The organism is Arthrobacter sp. M2012083, assembly GCF_000281065.1.
In the GTDB taxonomy this organism is placed as follows: domain Bacteria; phylum Actinomycetota; class Actinomycetes; order Actinomycetales; family Micrococcaceae; genus Arthrobacter.
Genome location: NZ_AKKK01000005.1, coordinates 103,135 through 122,510 on the forward strand (window position 1 = coordinate 103,135; position 19,376 = coordinate 122,510).

General features: G+C 60.8%; 17 protein-coding genes. 11 read left to right on the top strand and 6 right to left on the bottom strand.

Annotated features, from left to right (window positions below):
* Positions 1 to 10: 10 nt before the first annotated feature.
* Together A477_RS0103180 and A477_RS0103185 are read right to left on the bottom strand one after the other, a co-directional pair.
* Complete coding sequence (locus tag A477_RS0103180; RefSeq protein ID WP_026005318.1) at positions 11 to 424, bottom strand: DUF4870 domain-containing protein; 414 nt, start codon at positions 422 to 424, stop codon at positions 11 to 13.
* Positions 425 to 546: 122 nt separating this feature from the next.
* A complete protein-coding gene (locus A477_RS0103185; RefSeq protein ID WP_017197582.1) occupies positions 547 to 1,398 on the bottom strand; it encodes a DUF3097 domain-containing protein in 852 nt (283 codons plus the stop codon).
* Positions 1,399 to 1,590: 192 nt separating this feature from the next.
* Between A477_RS0103185 and hrcA the strand changes: the two genes are divergently transcribed.
* Genes hrcA through A477_RS0103200 form a run of 3 tightly spaced genes read left to right on the top strand, consistent with a single transcriptional unit; the run spans position 1,591 to position 4,552 of the window.
* The gene (gene hrcA, locus A477_RS0103190) at positions 1,591 to 2,598 is read left to right on the top strand and encodes a heat-inducible transcriptional repressor HrcA (protein WP_017197583.1); all 1,008 of its coding nucleotides are present in this window, start codon (positions 1,591 to 1,593) and stop codon (positions 2,596 to 2,598) included.
* Positions 2,599 to 2,648: 50 nt separating this feature from the next.
* Positions 2,649 to 3,776 (top strand): molecular chaperone DnaJ, encoded by a 1,128-nt coding sequence (gene dnaJ / locus A477_RS0103195; protein ID WP_017197584.1) that lies wholly within the window; start codon positions 2,649 to 2,651, stop codon positions 3,774 to 3,776.
* Between the two features lie 2 nt (positions 3,777 to 3,778).
* Positions 3,779 to 4,552, top strand: a complete 774-nt coding sequence (locus tag A477_RS0103200; protein WP_017197585.1) for a 16S rRNA (uracil(1498)-N(3))-methyltransferase — start codon at positions 3,779 to 3,781, stop codon at positions 4,550 to 4,552.
* Positions 4,553 to 4,597: 45 nt separating this feature from the next.
* On the opposite strand, the gene A477_RS0103205 is transcribed toward A477_RS0103200, so the two are convergent.
* Complete coding sequence (locus A477_RS0103205) at positions 4,598 to 5,470, bottom strand: GerMN domain-containing protein (protein ID WP_017197586.1); 873 nt, start codon at positions 5,468 to 5,470, stop codon at positions 4,598 to 4,600.
* A 426-nt stretch (positions 5,471 to 5,896) separates the two neighbouring features.
* Here A477_RS0103205 and A477_RS0103210 point away from each other — a divergent pair, with 426 nt between their 5' ends.
* From A477_RS0103210 to A477_RS0103230, 5 genes are all read left to right on the top strand, one after another.
* Entirely contained in the window at positions 5,897 to 6,979 is a 1,083-nt protein-coding gene (locus tag A477_RS0103210) for a PhoH family protein (protein ID WP_044568176.1), read from the top strand.
* Positions 6,976 to 7,449 carry an rRNA maturation RNase YbeY gene (gene ybeY / locus A477_RS0103215; RefSeq protein ID WP_017197588.1) on the top strand — a complete coding sequence of 158 codons (474 nt, stop codon included), beginning with the start codon at positions 6,976 to 6,978 and terminating at the stop codon, positions 7,447 to 7,449. The genes A477_RS0103210 and ybeY overlap by 4 nt, the downstream gene beginning before the upstream one ends.
* Positions 7,446 to 8,777 carry a hemolysin family protein gene (locus A477_RS0103220; RefSeq protein ID WP_011774914.1) on the top strand — a complete coding sequence of 444 codons (1,332 nt, stop codon included), beginning with the start codon at positions 7,446 to 7,448 and terminating at the stop codon, positions 8,775 to 8,777. Before ybeY ends, A477_RS0103220 begins: the two co-directional genes overlap by 4 nt.
* Positions 8,761 to 9,723 (top strand): GTPase Era, encoded by a 963-nt coding sequence (gene era, locus A477_RS0103225; RefSeq protein ID WP_017197589.1) that lies wholly within the window; start codon positions 8,761 to 8,763, stop codon positions 9,721 to 9,723. Before A477_RS0103220 ends, era begins: the two co-directional genes overlap by 17 nt.
* Before the next feature lie 106 nt (positions 9,724 to 9,829).
* Complete coding sequence (locus tag A477_RS0103230) at positions 9,830 to 11,389, top strand: LCP family protein (RefSeq protein WP_017197590.1); 1,560 nt, start codon at positions 9,830 to 9,832, stop codon at positions 11,387 to 11,389.
* Positions 11,390 to 11,465: 76 nt separating this feature from the next.
* Here the strand turns inward: A477_RS0103230 and A477_RS0103235 are convergent, their stop codons facing one another.
* Positions 11,466 to 13,418, bottom strand: coding sequence for a M13 family metallopeptidase (locus A477_RS0103235; RefSeq protein WP_026005319.1), 1,953 nt, complete (start codon positions 13,416 to 13,418; stop codon positions 11,466 to 11,468).
* A gap of 249 nt (positions 13,419 to 13,667) precedes the next feature.
* Between A477_RS0103235 and leuA the strand changes: the two genes are divergently transcribed.
* The 3 genes from leuA (at position 13,668) to A477_RS0103250 (ending at position 17,069) form a co-directional block, all read left to right on the top strand.
* The gene (gene leuA, locus A477_RS0103240; protein WP_017197592.1) at positions 13,668 to 15,407 is read left to right on the top strand and encodes a 2-isopropylmalate synthase; all 1,740 of its coding nucleotides are present in this window, start codon (positions 13,668 to 13,670) and stop codon (positions 15,405 to 15,407) included.
* A gap of 82 nt (positions 15,408 to 15,489) precedes the next feature.
* Positions 15,490 to 16,242, top strand: a complete 753-nt coding sequence (gene recO / locus A477_RS0103245) for a DNA repair protein RecO (RefSeq protein ID WP_026005320.1) — start codon at positions 15,490 to 15,492, stop codon at positions 16,240 to 16,242.
* Between the two features lie 2 nt (positions 16,243 to 16,244).
* A complete protein-coding gene (locus A477_RS0103250; RefSeq protein ID WP_017197593.1) occupies positions 16,245 to 17,069 on the top strand; it encodes an isoprenyl transferase in 825 nt (274 codons plus the stop codon).
* Positions 17,070 to 17,084: 15 nt separating this feature from the next.
* Here A477_RS0103250 and A477_RS0103255 read toward each other — a convergent pair whose 3' ends face one another.
* Positions 17,085 to 18,158, bottom strand: coding sequence for an alpha/beta hydrolase (locus A477_RS0103255; protein ID WP_017197594.1), 1,074 nt, complete (start codon positions 18,156 to 18,158; stop codon positions 17,085 to 17,087).
* A gap of 27 nt (positions 18,159 to 18,185) precedes the next feature.
* Positions 18,186 to 19,181, bottom strand: a complete 996-nt coding sequence (locus A477_RS0103260) for an alpha/beta hydrolase (protein WP_026005321.1) — start codon at positions 19,179 to 19,181, stop codon at positions 18,186 to 18,188.
* Between the last annotated feature and the right edge of the window lie 195 nt (positions 19,182 to 19,376).

Consider the following 19,376-nt stretch of genomic DNA (forward strand, 5'->3'; position numbering starts at 1 on the left):
GGGCGGCGGGCTACTTAATCCAGCGCAGGTTGACCTTGTAACGGTGGGGTTGCCCGTGGTTTACGCGGATTCCCGCCGAGACGGAGAAGCACGTGAGGGCCACCCAGATGGCTGTGGCGATGACGGCGAAGATGTTGCCCACAACGGGTAACAGCACCAGGATATTGGCCAGCACTGCTGCGATGGTGGGAGGCAGCGTAAAGTTCAGTGCTTCCTTGGATTCCTGCGCGGTGAACGGTCCGCGGTCCCGAAAAATCAAGTAGATCAGAAGGGATGGCAGGCATCCCAGGATGCCGCCAAAATGGGCCAATGTAGCCCATTGCCGGTCTTCGCTGGCCGTCAACGGGAGTGCGTTGGCAGGCGCGCCATGGTACTGGGGCCGGCCTGCGGCGCTACCCGGTTCTTCAGGAGCGTTATCTGCCACGGTGTCTTCCCTTTGCTGTAAAGATGCTGCGGTATTGCTGTCCCAGAATACCGGCCCCAAGGTACTTCCCGGGACCAACGTCCCGTTGACACGGTAGTTGCCGTTCCTTCAAGGACCTTGCCTCAAGGAACTGTCAGGAAATCGATGACTTCTTCAACGCGGCCCAAGAGTGATGCTTCAAGGTCGGCATAAGTTCGAACCGCCCCGAGGAGCCGCTGCCAGCCCAAGCCTACGTCCTCCGCGGTCTCGTGGGGCCAGCCGAAGGCCGTGAGGATTCCTGTCTTCCAATCGACCCCCCGGGGTACGGCGGGCCACGCCTCGATGCCCAGGACCTTTGGCCGGATGGCCTGCCAGACGTCCACATAGGGGTGGCCGACGATCAAAACGTTTCCTGCCGCTCCGGGCACTGTCATTGCCTCGGCGGCGATGCGCGACTCTTTTGACCCCGGGACAAGGTGGTCCACCAAGATGCCAAGCCGGCGACCCGGACCGGGGTTGAAGGCAGCGATGGCCGATTTTAGGTCGTCAACGCCGTGCAAAGGCTCCACGACGATGCCCTCCACGCGGAGATCGTCACCCCAGACCTTCTCGACGAGCTCGGCGTCGTGCTTTCCTTCGACCCAGATGCGGCTTGCCTTGGCCACCTGGGCACGTTGGCCCTGTACCCTCACGGATCCCGACGCTGTCCGGGTGGAAGGAGCGGCAGAGGCAGCAGGGCGGGCGGCAGGAGGCATCAGCCGGATTGCCTGCCCTTCCAGAAGGAACCCGTATCCCAACTGGAATGATTTGGTCTTTCCACGCCTGTCTTCAAGGGAGACAACGTGCATTCCGCCTGATTTCTCAACGCGGGTGACTTCTCCCACCCAGCCCGACTGCACGTCCTCGAGGACCATTCCCCGCTGTACGGCCACTTCCGGCAGCTGTTTTTTGCCGGGAGCGGACAGATCCTGCGGGCCCCAATTGTCGAAAGCCAAGGAATTCCTACCTTTTGTGCTGGTTTACGGCGCGGGCGGAAGCCGGCCACGGGAGGTTTCAATGCTAGCAACGGGGTGGCTCATACTAGACTTGTTAGCACTTGGGCATGTTGAGTGCTAAGTGTGGTGGTCGGAGTGAGATCCCGCGTTGACCGGTCGTAGGGACCATGACAGTCGTCAGGAGGTGGAGCAATGAGTGAGCCGCGCAAGCTAGAGGTGCTGCGTGCCATCGTTGAGGATTACGTGCATTCCAGGGAGCCTGTTGGATCGAAGGCCCTCGTGGAGCGGCACCATCTTGGCGTTTCCAGTGCCACCATCAGGAACGACATGGCTGTCCTTGAAGAGGAAGGCCTGATTGCAGCACCCCACACCAGCGCCGGCCGAATCCCGACGGACAAGGGCTACCGCTTATTCGTTGACCGCATTTCCCAGGTCAAACCGCTTTCGGCGGCCGAACGCAGGGCGATCCACTCGTTGCTTGAGGGCCCGGATGATGTTGATGACATCCTGGAACGCACTGTAAGGCTCCTGTCGCAGCTGACCAACCAAGTGGCAGTGGTGCAGTATCCGCATTCCAATCGTGCTCTGGTCCGGCACGTGGAATTTGTCCTGTTGGCCCCCAAGCAGGTGCTCGTGGTCCTCATTGCGGATACGGGCAGCGTGGGGCAGAAGGTCATCGACGCCGGCTCCGACGTGAGCGACGAGGCGCTGATGCTCCTGAGGTCCCGCTTCCTGGGCAGTATCGCCGCCACCCAGATGGCTCTTTTGCCGCAGGTGCTTCCATCGGTGGTCGCCCTGTGTCCGCCAGAGCTCCGCAGCTTGGCGCAGACATTGGCTCAGGGGCTGCAATCACTCAGTGACACCAGCCGCGAAGAGCGCATCCTCATGGCAGGAACGGCCAACCTTGCCCGCTCCAATGTCGACTTCCCGCTGAGCATCGGTCCTGTGCTGGAGGCACTCGAGGAACAAGTTGTCATGCTTCGGTTGTTGTCCGACATGGGGGATGACCCTCGCGGCGTCACCGTGAGCATTGGACGTGAAAATCCTTACGACGGCTTGGCTGAGGCGTCTGTCGTGGCTACCGGCTATGGTTCCGGCGCCAAGGTGGGGATTCTCGGTCCGACACGCATGGACTACCCCACCACCATGGCAGCCGTCCGCGCCGTGGCCCGTTACCTTTCCCGCATTCTCGGCGGCTGAAAACCGGTCCGAGGAAACATCCGCAGTACAACAAGGAAGAGATACCGACTTTGAGCAGCCACTATGACGTTTTGGGAGTCTCGCCGGAAGCCACCGGGGAAGAGATCAAAAAGGCGTACCGCAAGTTGGCGCGGAAACTGCACCCCGACGTAAACCCCGGTGAAGATGTCGCGGAACAGTTCAAGGCCGTGACCCACGCTTACGAAGTGTTGTCCGACCCCCAGAAGCGCCGGGTCTACGATGCCACCGGCAATGAGAACGGCACCGACAACGGTTTCGGTGGCGGCTACTCCGGTCAGGGTTTCGCGTTCCAGGACATCTTCGACACCTTCTTTGGTGGCGGTGGCGGCCACGGTGGACCGGCCTCCCGCGTCCGCCGAGGCCAAGACGCGCTCATCAGCGTGCGGATCGACCTGAAGGACGCCGTGTTCGGCGTTAACAAGAAGCTTGAAGTGGACACCGCCGTAGTTTGCCCCACCTGCGATGGCAGTTGCTGCAGGCCGGGCACCCACCCGGAACGCTGCGACATTTGCGGTGGCAGCGGCCAGGTACAGCGCGCTGTTCGATCCATTCTCGGCCAGGTCATGACCACCGCGCCTTGTGGTTCCTGCGAAGGCTTCGGCACGGTCATCAAGGACCCCTGCAACGAGTGCAATGGACAGGGCCGAATCCGCAGCCGCCGTTCCCTCACCATCAAGGTACCGGCAGGCGTCGCAACCGGTACGCGCATCCAGTTGTCCGGGCAGGGCGAAGCAGGCCCCGCAGGTGGTCCTGCCGGTGACCTCTATGTAGAAATCCGGGTCAACAACGATTCCATGTTCATGCGTGAGGGCGACGACCTTCATGCCACCCTGAGCGTCCCCATGACGGCGGCAGCACTTGGCACGGAGCTGCAGCTGGACACTTTCGATGGCGCACAGGATATCGATGTGAAGGCCGGCACTCAGTCGGGCGAAGTCATTACCCTGCGCGGCCTGGGCGTCACGCACCTCCGTGGTTACGGACGAGGCGACCTCAAAGTGCACCTGCACGTGGAGACGCCAAGCAAGCTCGACCCCGCCCAGGAAGAACTCTTGCAGCAGCTCGCCAAGCTGCGCGGTGAGCAGTTCACCGAAGGAAAGCTTGTGGCAAGCGGCGGTATGTTCGCGAAGCTGCGGGACAAGCTCGGTAACCTGTAGCGGTGAGCAACCCCGTTTTCTTCACAGCGGCGGGCAGCCTCGGCCACGTGATCCCCGGCTCCACTTTCGTGCTCGAGGGTCCTGAGGCCCGGCATGCTGTAACGGTCAAACGCTTGGCCGCGGGCGAATCCGTGGACATAGCGGATGGATCGGGCGTGCGGCTGATTGGCACCGTAAGCGACGCCGGATCCAGCACCTTGACCGTTAAGGCATCCGAGGTGGTCCACGAGGAGCAGCCCGAAATCCGGTTGGTGCTGGTTCAGGCGCTTGCTAAAGGCGACCGCGATGAACTTGCCATCGAAACGGCCACGGAACTAGGAATTGATGCCGTCATTCCATGGCAGTCAGAGCGCGCAATTGTGCGTTGGAAGGGCGAAAGGGCCGCCAAGGCCCACGCGAAGTGGCAGTCGGTGGTCACTGCGGCAGCCAAACAGGCGCGGCGGGCCTGGATTCCTGAGGTGCGATCCATCGTGGATACCGCCAACTTGGCGAAGGCTGTCGCGGCCGCTGACTTGGCCATCATCCTGCATGAAGACGCCAAGAACCCCTTGCGGACTGTCCTTGAACGGTCGGATGCGCTGCCACATGACGCCGCGGGGCCACCGCGGGAGGTCCTTTTGATCGTTGGACCGGAGGGCGGAATCTCACCGCGTGAAGTGACACGCCTCAGCGACGCGGGGGCCGTAACGGCCCTGTTGGGCCACCATGTATTGAGGTCGTCGACGGCGGGACCTGCCGCCGTCGTTCTTGCCAGTGACGTCCTGGGCCGCTGGTAGCAAGCCGAACGCTATCCGACCCCGCACGCTATCCGACCCCGTACGCTATCCGACGTTGAACAGGCGGGTGTCGGTGCTCGTTTCGATGGTGGCGCCGGCTTCATCGACTTGTGAAACCCGCAACTCATACTTTCCGGTCTTCAACGTCGCGCTGAATGTGAAAAGTCCGTATTGGCCGGGTTCACCAGTCGCCTTGGTTTGACCGGTGAGCAGGCCGGTCTTTTCGCCCTTGCCGTTCTCTTGGAGGATCTGCCAACTGACGGGCCTGGAGCTGTCGGTACTGCGGCCGTTGAACTTGACAACGCCTGCCGGCAAGGACGTTTCTTCCTGGGGATCGATAATCCAGAGCGGCGCAACCAAGGAGGCATTCCGTTCCATGGGTTGGCCGAGCTGCACCTGCCCGAACGCCATGTAGTCCTTGTGCCCATCAACCAAAATGACAACCTGGATTTGCTGGCCCGAATTTATGAGGCCGGACGACGAGGCTGCTGCCGTAGCCGTGTAGACCAATTGCTGGACGGCGCGATGCGCCATTCCGGCGTCGAGGTTTGAGTTGAAGGCGTCCCGCGAGATATCAACAGTGATCACATTCTTGCCCGAGATGGACGTGGCAAGACTCCCGGGGTCCTGCCACGGCGTGAAGAAGTCGTGATCCAAGGGTTTTTCGGCCATCATGATCCGGAGCGCTGTGGTCACAGGATTCTCGTCGCTCGAAATGTCCCTGAATTCGCGATAGAGGTAAATCTCCTCTTTGCTGCGTCCAATCCAGTACACCGGGATTTTGGTGGAAGCCTGAGTGGTTTCCAGCGGGGCGTGGCTGGCAGGGGCGTCCTGGACGGTGACTGGTGGCGAACTAACGCTTGCTTGGCTACCGCCGCCGTTGGCGATGCAACCGGTCAGCAGAAGGACAGCAAACATCGCTGGCACGGCGATGACGGACCTCGTCCGCCTGCGCGCGCCATCCCCGACGATTACTGGCTTCGTGATGGGCTTCCTGCCTTAACGTGTCTCTTGGCGGCCGCAGCCACCGGGCCGGACCGCAGGGTGCTGATCCCACCCGCTATGCCAGCTTGGCACATCGTCGACGGCGGTCGGCCGGGATCGGGCTGCCAAGCGCCAACTGAAACATGATTGATACCGGCTTGATGCAGAGTTGAGACAAAATGTATGACATGACGGGGCAGGCCCTGATGATGCCGTCCTTCGAGGTTCCCCGCGGGCCGGGCTGGCGTAGGATTGAAGACATTCCGGCATCCGGGCGGGCGTCTTTCAGCGGCCACGAATGTCGAATCGATGGCGTTAATACGACCCAACCGGAGGAGAAAAGGCCCTAAGGCCAGCACTATGAGTGAATCTTTGAACGGGCGGCTCAGGACCGGAAACGGCAACCAGCCGCCCACCGAGTTCCCGCACACACTACCGGGTACGCGCACGGAAGTTGTCACGTTCGACAACTCCGACCAGATGGTTCACTCGTTGGGCAGCCACGACGAAGCCTTGCGATACATCGAGGAACAGTTCCAGGACGTCAATTTCCACGTCCGTGGCAACGAACTCTCCATGACCGGGCCATCCACAGTCATTCCTCGTATCATGCGTCTTTTGGAGGAAGTCCGGGGGCTCGTGGCGAAGGGGACGGTGGTCACTCCGGACATCCTGCAGCAGCTCGTATCCCTGTTGAGGACGCAGTCCGTGCAGAATCCGGCGGATGTCCTGACGCACAACATCCTGTCCAGCAGGGGTAAGACCATACGGCCGAAGACGCTGAACCAGAAGAACTATGTTGATGCCATTGACGACAACACCGTGATTTTTGGAATTGGTCCGGCAGGTACTGGAAAGACGTACCTGGCAATGGCCAAAGCAGTGCAGGCCCTGCAGACGAAGGAAGTCAGCCGGATCATCCTGACCCGGCCCGCGGTGGAAGCGGGGGAGAGGCTGGGCTTCCTCCCCGGTACGCTGAGCGACAAAATCGACCCCTATCTTCGCCCGCTGTATGACGCTTTGCACGACATGATGGATCCTGAATCCATCCCGCGTTTGATGGCTGCGGGGACCATCGAGGTCGCTCCTTTGGCCTACATGCGAGGGCGGACGTTGAACGACGCCTTCATCATTCTCGATGAGGCGCAGAACACCACTCCGGAGCAGATGAAGATGTTCCTGACCCGACTCGGTTTCGGATCCAAAATGGTGGTCACCGGGGATGTCACCCAGATTGACCTGCCTTCCGGTTCAACATCGGGCCTGCGGATCGTCAGGGAGATCCTGAAGGGGATTGACGACGTCAATTTCTCCATCCTGGAGGCCGCTGACGTGGTGCGGCACCGCTTGGTTGCCGACATCGTCTCTGCCTACAGCACATGGGACGACGCACACCGCCTCGACGCCGCAGGCGCACAGTACCAACGTGGAGAACGCAAATGAGCATTGAAGTAAACAACGAGTCCGGTGTAGCGGTGGACGAAGCGCAGCTGGTGACGTTGTCGCGCTTCATCTTTGAGCGTCTGTACATCCACCCCCAGGCCGAACTGTCCATTCTCCTTGTCGACGAACCAGCCATGGAAAAGCTGCACATCGAACTCATGGACGAGCCCGGTGCCACGGACGTGTTGTCGGTACCGATGGACGAATTGACGCCGGGCACTCCTGACAAGCCCACGCCCCAGGGCATGCTGGGTGACATCGCCATCTGCCCGCAGGTGGCCGAGGTGCAGGCACGCAACGCCGGGCATGCCACACAGGATGAGATGCTTCTCCTGACCACCCATGGCATCCTCCACCTGCTTGGTTTTGACCATGCGGAGCCGGAGGAAAAGGAAGAGATGTTCGGCTTGCAGCGGGAACTGCTGTCTGAATTCCTGGGCAAGGATGCCCCCATGGAGACCATGCAGTGACCTCGATCATCCTGGTCGGCATGGCGCTGGTTTTCCTTAGCTTCGTCGCACTGCTGACCGCAGCCGAGGCTGCGTTCAACTTCCTGCCCCGGCATGAGGCCGAACAATCAATAGTCCGCAGCAAGGGCAAAGCGCTGGGGGGCATTCTCAAGAACCCGATTGCACACATGCGCGCCCTGCGCTTTTGGCGCGTGTGGTTCGAGATGGCGGCAGCGGTTGCCGTCGCCGTGGTCCTGCACAGTTTGCTGGACAACGTATGGCTCGCCGGGCTCGCAGCAACGGGCATCATGGCGGTGATTGGCTTCGTTCTGGTGGGTGTGTCGCCCAGGCAGTTGGGCAGGGCACACTCCGGTCCCGTCGTTCGCTTCACTGCACCGCTGATCCGGTTCCTGTGCTGGATATTGGGCCCCATCCCCGGCTGGCTGGTGGCCTTGGGGCAGGCAGTTGCGCCCGGCGCCCCGAGCGGTGACGACGCCTTCGTCAGCGAAGAAGAGTTCCGTGAGTTCGTGGATCGAGCCGCGGAGTCGGACATGATCGAAGACAATGAGGCCGAACTCATTCATTCAGTCTTCGACTTCGGCGACACTTTGGTGCGTTCCGTGATGGTTCCCCGCACGGACATTGTCAGCATCGGTACGGGCTCGGACCTCGAGACTGCAATGGGCCTTTTCCTGCGGTCGGGCTATTCAAGGATCCCGGTCATTGGTGAGAACACGGATCAAATCCGTGGAATTCTTTACCTCAAGGACGTAGCCGCAGCCATGCATCGCAGCGAACCGGGACTGCAAGCCCATGATGTTGACTCACTTGCAAGGGATGTCCGTTATGTTCCGGAGTCCAAGCCAGTGAGCGACCTCCTGAGGGAACTGCAAAAGGAGTCCACACACGTAGCGATCGTGATCGACGAGTACGGCGGCACCGCCGGACTGGTCACCCTTGAGGACCTCATAGAAGAGATCGTTGGCGAGATTGTGGATGAATACGACGCCGCCGCCGAGGAAGCCGTCGACCTCGGCGATGGCACGTACCGCGTGAGCGCCCGTATGAGCATCGATGACCTTGGCGAGTTGTTCGACATCGATCTCGACGACGACGAAGTGGATACGGTAGGTGGCCTCCTCGCGAAAGCCCTTGGCCAGGTTCCCATTGTTGGGAGTTCCGTTGAAGTGAACGGTATATCGCTCCGGGCAGATAGGCTGGAGGGTCGCCGAAACAGGGTCAGCCACATCATTGCGGCAGCCATGCCAAAGGAAGACACTGACTTTGAAGACCTACTCGATGACGCCGACTCAACGCAACAGGGAGTTCCACGTGAGCAAGCAAAATAAGAAATTCGATGCCGATGCCGATTTCGGTGGCTTCCACGCTGGCTTCTCGGTGCTTGTCGGCCGACCCAACGCGGGAAAGTCGACTCTGACTAATGCATTGGTTGGCCAGAAGGTTGCCATCACCTCGGCCAAGCCGCAGACTACACGTCACACGATCCGCGGTATCGTTCACCGCGATGATGCCCAACTGATCCTTGTGGACACGCCGGGCCTCCACCGTCCCCGGACCCTCCTGGGGAAGCGTCTCAATGAGCTTGTGGCAGATACCTTGGCGGAAGTCGATGCCATTGGATTCTGCCTGCCGGCGAACGAAAAAATCGGCCCCGGCGACAAATACATCGCGGCGCAACTGGCCGCCGTCGGACGTAAGCCGATCGTGGCGCTGGTGACTAAAACGGACCTTGTGGACCGTCAGGCGTTGACGGAGCAACTGCTCGCCGTCGCCGCATTGGGACGCGATGTCCTGGGTGAGCAAGGCTGGGCTGACATCGTGCCAGTTTCTGCTGCCGATGGTTTCCAGGTATCAACTGTGGCAGATGTGCTGATCAGCCATATGCCGTCGTCGCCGCCGCTTTATCCCGATGGCGAGCTGACTGACGAGCCTGAGGCCGTGATGATCGCCGAGCTGATTCGCGAAGCGGCCCTTGAGGGAGTCCGTGATGAACTTCCGCACTCACTGGCAGTGGTGGTGGAGGAGATCGTTCCCCGCGAAGGCCGGACCGAGGACAACCCGCTGTTGGATGTTCGAGTGAATCTTTATGTCGAGCGTCCTTCGCAGAAGGCCATCATTATCGGCAAGGGGGGAAGCCGTTTGCGCGAGGTGGGAACCAACGCCCGCAAGGGCATTGAAACGCTGCTAGGTACTCGGATTTACCTTGATCTCCACGTAAAAGTAGCTAAAGACTGGCAGCGCGATCCCAAGCAACTGGTCAAGCTCGGGTTCTAATGAGCATCACTGGATCCGGCGTGGCTTCAGGGCCGATAAGGAACTTCCCAGAAACGCCAACTATGATTGCGGGGATCCAGCTGTTTGATGAAAGGTAAACCAAATAGTGCGACGTCGTGACGCCCGCCCACAGGGCACCGGCACCGCTGTCCCCGGTGGGGCACGCCATGGAGAGGATGCCGACGGTACTCCCCGCCATATGAAGGCGCCCAAAGGCCTGCCGCTGTGGTTGAAAATCGTGACCGGCGTGGTCTCCGTCGCATTGGTTGCAGGCGTTGCCTTTGCTGCTTTTTGGTTTATCCGGTTGCAGACCAACATCACCAAGGCTCCCTTGAGTGCGGGCGAGACACGCAATGCCGGTGATCCGCTGGTCGATGACAAGACGGACCGCCTGCAGATCCTGATCCTTGGCTCCGATACCCGTGATGGGAAGAACGCCGAATACGGCAGCACTGAAGACTCCACCGGCTATGGGCACTCCGATGTCATGATGCTCCTGGATATCTCCGCGGACAACAAACGCGTCAACGTCCTGAGTTTCCCGCGAGACCTGTTGGTGGACGTGCCGCAGTGCACGGACCGCACCAATAACCAGACGTTTCCCGCCCGTAGTGGCGTGATGATCAATGAAGCCATGGCGGAGGCCGGTATCGGCTGCGCCGTGGATACTGTCAATCAGTTGACCGGTTTGGAAATTGACCACTTCATGATGGCGGATTTCAACGCCGTCAAGGAGCTCTCCCACGCTGTGGGCGGCGTCAACGTCTGTGTCAGTGATCCGGTCTTTGACCCGGATTCCCGGCTCCGCCTGGCCAAGGGTGATTCCCTGGTGGAAGGCGAACAGGCTTTGGCATTCCTCCGGACCAGGCACGCTTTCGGTGACGGAGGCGACCTCGGTCGCATCAAGGGCCAGCAGGCCTTCCTCTCATCCCTCACCCGGAAGCTCAAGGACGAGGGAACTTTGGGCAACCCGCAGCGGCTGTTGCAGATCGCGGATGTGGTCACGCAGAACCTGACAGTAGACGAGGGCCTTGCGTCAGTTCCTTCGCTATTGACCATTGGCGGCCGGCTCAAGGATATCGACGTTTCCAAGGTGGCGTTCGTGGCTGTGCCAACACAGGCGGCGGCGGCTGACCCCAACAGGTTGGAACTCGTCGAGCCCCAGGCTTCACAGCTTTTCGCAGCACTTCGTGCAGACCTCGACCTCACAACACCCGGCGCGACGTCCACTCCAGCACCCAGCGAAAGCCCGGCTCCTCAGCCAACGGCCACCACGCCTGCCGTACCCGCCTACGACAAAGCGATACAGCCGGTGGCCGTTGCCAACGGCAGCGGCGTCGCTACCCGGGCACAGGAGCTCATGACCGTGCTCACGGGCAACGGATTTGCGCAGACAGTGTCCTACCTGGCAAATCCTGTGGATCAGACCGTGCTTTACTACGGACCGGGTTTTGCGGACGTGGCCGCCGACGTGGCCACACTGTTCGGCATTCCGGCCGCCCAGGTCCAGGAAGCCCCGGGTGTCGCGGGCGTGCAGTTGTACGTTGGCACGGATTTCGGCACCGGAACCGCGTACGGTGCCGCCTCCGTCCCGTCGGATGTTGTCAATCAAACGGCCAGTGATGCCGTGTGCCAACAGGTGAATCCCCTCTACATCGACCAGTAGTAGGCCCCCTGCCTAGGGCAGAACACAGCAACGGCCGGCCAGTTGTTCAACTGGCCGGCCGTTGTGCTTGCGGGTACTACCAGATGCTGACGCGTTCCCCGGGTTCCATCCACATGCCATCGGCTTCCGTCACGGCGAACGCTTCATGGAAGGCGTCAAGGTTGCGGGCTATGGCGTTGGTGCGGAATTCGTTGGGGGAGTGGGGGTCCGTAGCCAGTCTCCGGATCGCTTCTTCGGTGCGGATCACCTGGCGCCAACCTGCAGCCCACGACATGAAGAACCGCTGGAAGCCCGTGAAGCCGTCAAGGACCTCCGGCTCCTCCCCGCTCAGGCTCAGGAGATAGGCCTTATAGGCAATAGTGAGGCCTCCGAGGTCGCCGATGTTCTCGCCCAGAGTCAGCTTGCCGTTGACCTTATGGTCGGGCGCAGCGTACGGGGACAGGGCGTCGTACTGGGCAACCAGTTTCGCGGTCAGGGCTTCGAATGCTGTACGGTCGTCCTCCGTCCACCAATTGCGTAGCGCGCCGCTGCCATCAAACTGGGACCCTTGGTCGTCGAAACCATGGCCGATTTCGTGACCGATCACCGCGCCGATGCCGCCATAGTTCACAGCGTCATCCGCGTCTGCGTTGAAGAAGGGAGGCTGAAGGATAGCTGCCGGGAAGACGATCTCGTTAAGCATTGGATGGTAATAAGCATTTACCGTCTGCGGTGTCATAAGCCACTTCGTCAGATCAACGGGCTTACCGATTTCATCCAGGTGCCTGTCCACATCGGCATCATGCGCCCGCTCGACGTTGCCGAGGAGGTCCGTCGGGTCAATTTCCACAGCAGAGTAATCGATCCATTTGTCCGGGAAACCGATCTTCGGACGGAACGCGTCCAGTTTCTTCAGTGCCTCTTTCTTGGTCTCCTCGCCCATCCAGCCAAGGGACGAGATGCTTTCCCGATAAGCTTCGATCAGGTTTGATACCAGGGTCTCCATCCTTGCCTTGTGTCCGGCAGGGAAGTGCCGCTCAACGTAGATCTGGCCGACTGCCTCGCCGAGGGCCGCTTCGACGACGGCCACCCCGCGCTTCCACCGCTCCTTGTTCTGCGGCGTACCGCTGAGCGTGGTGCCGTAAAAGTCGAAGTTCGTGGCAACGAACGCGGACGAAAGATAGGGCGCCGCCGAACTGAGAACCCGGAGGGTCAGCCACTCCTTCCAGGTTTCCAAGGGCTCGGACTCCAGCAGACCTGCCGCGCCCGCAAAGAAGTCCGGAGTGCTCACCACAATTTCACTGCGCTTGGCTGGTTCCACCCTTGCAGCCTGGAACCAGGTGTCGAGCCGGGGGAACAGTTCCACGGCTTCAGCCGCGGTCTTGAGGTTATAGGTCTTCTGGGGATCCCGCAGTGTGACGTTGTCCCAGTGATGGGATGCCAAGGCGGTTTCGAGTGCGACGATGCGTTGGGAGGCAGCTTGCGCGTCGGGGATGCCAGCGAGGTTGAACAGCTTGGAAATGTAGTCGCCATAGGCCGCGACGATGGCCGCGAACTTTTCTTCACGGTAGTAGGACTCGTCCGGCAATCCCAAGCCCCCTTGTCCGATATACAGGAGAATGCGTTCAGGGTTGCCTGCGTCCGGTGCGGGGTAGATCGAGAAGAGCCCGGAGACGTCCGAGCGGAACAATCGTCCGATCAGGGCAGCCAGTTCCGCGGGGGACTCCACCTCGCGAACCTCGTCCAGGCGGTCTCGCACGGGCTCCATCCCTTTCGCCTCGGCTGCTTCTTCGTCCATGAAGCTGGCGTAGAGTCCGCCAACTTTCTGCTCGACGCCGGTGGCTGCCCCGCCTTTGGCGGCTGCCTCTTCGATAATCGCCTTCACGGCCAGCTCCGCGCCATCCCGCAAAGCCGTGAAAGTGCCTTCAAGCGGCCTGTCGTCCGGAATCGTTGTGCTGTTGAGCCACGCACCATTGACGTGCTGGTAGAGGTCGTCCTGGGGCCGGACGCTGTGATCGATGTTGGAAAGAGAGATCCCCGACTGTGGCACTGTGGCTCCTTGTGTGGACACTGCAGTCGGCGTTTCCACCGTCGCGGCGTCTGCATAGTGGACGTTGCATGAGGTGTTGCACTGTCATCATACGCATCGTGTTAGTGTGAATTTGTGCGTACGGCGATGCTTCTTCTTAGCTGCCGCGGCGAGGCCTGAAAGCTATCTGACGCTGGGCCATCCTCGCCGCGGAGTTCCGTTGTGTCCGGCTAAGCTTTCATTTAGTTCTTAGAGAAAAGGCCACACGTCATGCGTAATGCACAAAAGCCCTCCGGTATGCCGATTCACCGTTACCTGCCGTTCCAGGATCAGATCACCGTCGAGGTCCCGGACCGCACTTGGCCGGACAAGGTCATCACCAAGGCTCCGCGTTGGTGCGCAGTTGACCTGCGCGATGGCAACCAGGCACTGATCGACCCCATGAGCCCCGCACGCAAGCTGAAGATGTTCCAGCTGCTCGTCAAGATGGGCTATAAGGAAATCGAGGTCGGGTTCCCCTCAGCGTCGCAGACTGACTTCGACTTTGTTCGCCAGCTCATCGAGGGCGGCCATATTCCGGACGACGTCACCATCCAGGTTCTGACGCAGGCGCGTGAACACCTGATTGAACGCACCTACGAATCCCTGGTCGGCGCCAAGCAGGCTATCGTGCACCTGTACAACTCCACGTCCGTATTGCAGCGTCGCGTTGTATTCAACCAGGACGAAGACGGCATTCTGGATATTGCGCTGCAGGGCGCGCGTCTGTGCAAGAAGTATGAAGAGACCCTGACAGACACGCACATCACGTATGAGTACTCACCGGAGTCATTCACGGGAACAGAACTCGAGTATGCCGCCCGCGTGTGCAACGCCATTGCGGATGTCTTTGAGGCATCGGCCGACAAGCAGGTCATCATCAACCTGCCGGCCACGGTGGAAATGGCAACGCCCAACGTCTATGCAGACTCCATTGAGTGGATGCACAGGAACCTGCACCCCCGCGAGGGAATCATCATCTCCCTCCACCCGCACAACGACCGTGGCACGGGCGTAGCTGCAGCTGAGCTGGGTTACCTGGCAGGCGCAGACCGCATTGAAGGTTGCTTGTTCGGCAACGGCGAACGTACCGGCAATGTCGACTTGGTGACGCTGGGGCTGAACATGTTCGTGCAGGGTGTAGACCCCATGATCGATTTCTCGGATATTGATGAGATACGCCGCACTGTGGAGTACTGCAACCAGTTGCCGGTTCCGGAGCGTTCGCCCTACGGTGGCGACCTCGTCTTTACCGCCTTCTCCGGCTCACACCAGGATGCCATCAAGAAGGGCTTTGAGGCGCTCGAGAAGGACGCTGCTGCTGCCGGGAAGTCGGTTGACGACTTCACCTGGCAGGTTCCGTACCTGCCCATCGACCCAAAGGACCTCGGCCGCAGCTATGAAGCTGTTATCCGGGTTAACTCGCAGTCCGGCAAGGGCGGCGTGGCATACCTGCTGAAGAACGAGCACAACCTGGATCTGCCCCGCCGGGCACAGATCGAGTTCTCCGGAGTCATCCAGCGCCGTACCGACGCCGTGGGTGGCGAGGTCAGCGGTGCCCAGCTGTGGCAGATCTTCCAGGATGAGTACTTGCCCTCGGAAGAAGAGCAGGCTCAGTGGGGGCGCTATGGGCTGGGTAGCGTGAGCACCGAGACGGATGAAACCGGCGCCATGACCATGAATGCAAACCTCAGGATTGACGGCGTCGAAGTCCGCCGCACCGGCCACGGCAACGGTCCCATCGCGGCCCTGTTGGACATACTGCACCACGACGGTGTTGACGTGCGGGTGCTCGATTACAGCGAGCACGCCCTGTCCGAAGGCGGCAGTGCCAGTGCTGCGGCGTACGTTGAATGTGCTGTCGGAGAGCGCGTTTTGTGGGGTGTCGGAATTGACCCCAGCACCACCACGTCCTCCCTCAAGGCCCTGATCTCGGCAGTGAACCGGGCCGTCCGGGACGCCCAGGCCTAAGCCCACCGTGTGGTGACGGGAAATACCGTCACCACACGGTCCGGCGAACACTTCCGGACCAGGCATAGTGGGAAGATGAGTTGTGGCCAATCCGTCGTTTGCAGCGCGGTCCTATCGGGACGATGCCGTGGTGCTTCGTACCCATAAGCTGGGTGAGGCGGATCGAATCATCACCTTGCTGACCAAGCACCATGGCCAGGTTCGTGCCGTTGCCAAGGGTGTTCGCAGGACCAGTAGCCGCTTTGGGGCGCGGCTGGAGCCCTTTATGGTGGCGGACCTGCAACTAGTCTCGGGCCGGACCTTGGACATTGTGACACAGGCCGTGGCGAAGGGCGCGTACGGAAGTAGTATCGCGGCGGACTATGGGCGGTTCACTGTGGCCGCAGCCATGACGGAGACTGCCGAGAAGCTCACGGATGCTGATACCGAATCAGGGACCGCCCAATATAATCTGCTGGTTGGTGCGCTGGCTGCCTTGAGCCGGTCGGACCATCCACCCGAGCTCATTCTTGATTCCTATCTGCTACGGGCGTTGGCCACCGGTGGCTGGGCGCCCAGCTTCACTGATTGTGCGCGTTGTGGCCGTCCCGGTCCTCATACAGCTTTTGCCGCCCCAATTGGCGGCATGGTGTGCAGCGACTGCAGGCCCCCCGGTTCTCCAGCCCCGGCGCCGGAGACAGTGCTGTTACTGGGGGCCCTGCTAACTGGTAACTGGGGCGTCGCTGATGCTTCGGATCCGCGGCACAGGCGGGAGGCTGCCGGCTTGGTGGCCAGTTACCTCCAGTGGCATCTTGAACGGGCCCTCAAATCACTCAAACACGTGGAGCGAAGCTGACAGTGGTACTTGGAAAGAAGAGTAAGTCAACAGCGGCAAGGACTGCCCCCGTGGTTGCCCCTTATGGACACCCTTCCGGGGCCCTGCCGCCGAGTATTCCAAGTGAGCTCATTCCGCAGCACGTCGCCATAGTCATGGACGGCAACGGGCGTTGGGCTAATCAGCGAGGCCTCCCTCGGATAGAGGGACATAAGGCCGGCGAGCCAGCGCTTTTGGACGTCATGGCAGGAGCGATCGAACTCGGGATCAAGTACGTCAGCGTGTATGCGTTCTCCACCGAGAACTGGCGCCGGTCACCGGAAGAAGTTCGATTCCTCATGGGATTTAACAAGGATGTACTACGCCGCCAACGCAACCAACTGGATGAGTGGGGTGTCCGCATCCGTTGGGCTGGCCGCCGGCCCCGTCTCTGGGGATCGGTCATCAAGGAGCTGGAAGAGGCAGAGGACTACACGCGAGCCAATGACACCTGCACGCTGACCATGTGTGTTAATTACGGTGGACGTGCAGAAATTGCCGACGCCGTTTCCGCCATTGCGCACGACGTCGCCGCCGGCCGGTTGAAACCGGGGTCGGTGTCGGAGAAGACTATTCAAAAGTACCTGGACGAGCCAGACCTTCCCGATGTGGATCTCTTCCTGCGTAGTTCGGGAGAGCAGAGGCTATCCAACTTCCTCCTGTGGCAGTCGGCTTACGCTGAGTTCGTCTTCATGGACACGTTATGGCCGGACGTGGATCGGCGGACTCTTTGGGACGCCGTCGAAATTTATGCCAAACGCGACCGGCGCTACGGAGGTGCCGTGGACGCGGCACCCGCTGTCAAATAGCACACGCACGTTAACTCAGTACGGATAGGCCGCCAGCCACACGGCAACGTCACGGTAGGCCTGTTGGCGGACTGTTCGCCGTGACAGAAACACGTCGTGCAGGGCGCCGGGATAGCGGAAAACGGCAGTCCTCCGGGCAAGTCCAAGCGCCCGCCGCGACGTTTCTTCAACGTCGATGACGGCATCGGCACGCATGAGGTCGGCAGTCCATTCGGCCTGGATCCTGGTCCTCCCGGACAAAAGCACCAGCACCGGGGCGTCTATGTTGAGCTTGCGCTCCACTGCGGCGTGGCCCGCCAGAACTGCTTTTGTCCATCCGGCCCGGATAGGGAACGAAGCCCGCGGACGCCATACCGGATCCAGCATCCACTCGCCATGCGCCTCGTTGCTGACACTTTCCCAATATGCAGGCATTTCCGGGAACCTGAAAGGACGTTTTGGATCGGTCCGGGCAAAGGGTTCCACCAGATGCATGGCGATACTTCGGACGAGGCTGCTTCCCTGCAGTTCCAACCATGGAGAATTCAGGACCAACGTTCCCACCCGACCGGGATTACGGTCGGCCCAAAGGGCCGCGATCAAGCCGCCCAAGGAATGGGCGAGCAGGTGGATAGTGGGAGGCATCGCGTTATTGGTCCGTGTGGCTACATCCCGTTCGATCTCACGAAATGCTGCGGCGAGGTCTTCGTCGTAAACGCCAAGATCGGATGTGTAGCCGGGTGTCTGACCCGGTAGCAGGCTGCGGCCGAATTTCCGGAGGTCCAGGGCATAGAAGTGAAATCCCGACGCCGTGAGGTACTCGGCCAGTTCCGTCTGTAGAAAGTAGTCCGCCCAGCCGTGCAGGTAGAGGACCACCTTCGGGGCTCCGCCGGGATCAGATGGGGCTGGGCGTCGTCTGCGCCTGCTAAAGGAAGCCAGGAAGTCAAGCACGCCCTGCTCTGACGGATGGGCCGTGGGCGGGGCATGCCTGATGAGGGTTGCCTTTACTGGCCCCTCATCGTCGGCCGTCAAGGGCAAATCCCTGCGCTCGTAGCCTTGGCCAAGGACGTCGGGCTGCCATAGTGAAACCGACTCCTCCGTGCTTGTCATGCGTCCCCTTCCCGCCGCCGATCCGGCTCATTGTTTGTCCATAAATCCGTTGACCCACCGGGCCAGCCGTGAATAGGCGTCCTTCCTCACGGCAGGAGCTGAAAGGAAGACGTCATGGAGGGCTCCGTCGATGCGTTCCAAGGTAACGGTCCGGCCCAGGGCCATCGCCCGCAGTGCGATGACGCTGACGTCCAGGACGGCGTCCGATCGGCGCATCGACTCCTGCCAGACCATGCCATTGGCGCTGGTGGTGGAAGTCAGCACAAGGACAGGCATCTCCAGCTTCAAGCCACGGGCAACTTGAGAATGGCCAGCGAACACAGCGCTCAACCAACCTGCCCGGACGGGGAAAGCGAGCGGGGGCCGATAGTTCTCATCCAGGGTCCATTCCCCTTCAGCAGTGCTGCTGATGCTCCGGAAGTAGAAGCCCCGCTCCGGCAACCTCAAAACCATCTCCGGGCGGATCTTTGCGATCGGCGACACCATGGCTTGCGCGGCGCGGCGCACCAATGAACTACCGTGCATCTCCAGCCATGGACTATCGAGAATCAGGTATTGGATGTCGTCCGGGTGGCGGCTGGCCCAAAGCGCTGCAACCAGTCCTCCGGTTGAATGTCCCATCAGGGTCAGGCTTCCGGATGAGGAGGCAGCGTGATCGTGGCCAATGATTTCGATGGCCTTCTCAATCTCGCCATCGTAGTCGCCCAGGTCGGCCACGTAGCCACCGGGCATATCGGCCTGTAGGCTCCGGCCGTGGTTGTGCATATCCAAGGCGTAGAAGTCATAACCTTGCTGTGCCCAGAAGTGGGCCAGCTCAGTATTGAAGAAGTAATCACTCCAACCGTGCAGGAAAAGTACGGCACCGTGGCGCTTCGGAGCTGGGTAGGTGTCATTGTCAATTTGGTCCTTGGGCTGGACCCTGTGCCGAATCAAGGTGGCGCGCCGCACCACGCCATCCGGCCCTGGGGCGTCAACCCTGCAGGATTGGAAGTCGGTTCCAAGGATGTCAGCCGTCCACTCCATGGCTTTAGCTTAGACACTGGCGGCGGCTTCCCGGCCCGCGGCCCTGCCGGTCAAGAGGCAGCCGCCGAGGAAAGTCGCTTTCATCGTGGTCGAGCACAGCCACCGTCTTGCCGTCGGCAGCGACCCTTTGGCCTCCATGATCTGCGTCACGATTTGCCAGCGGCATGCCTACATGCCAGCGGCAGGCTGGGTCAC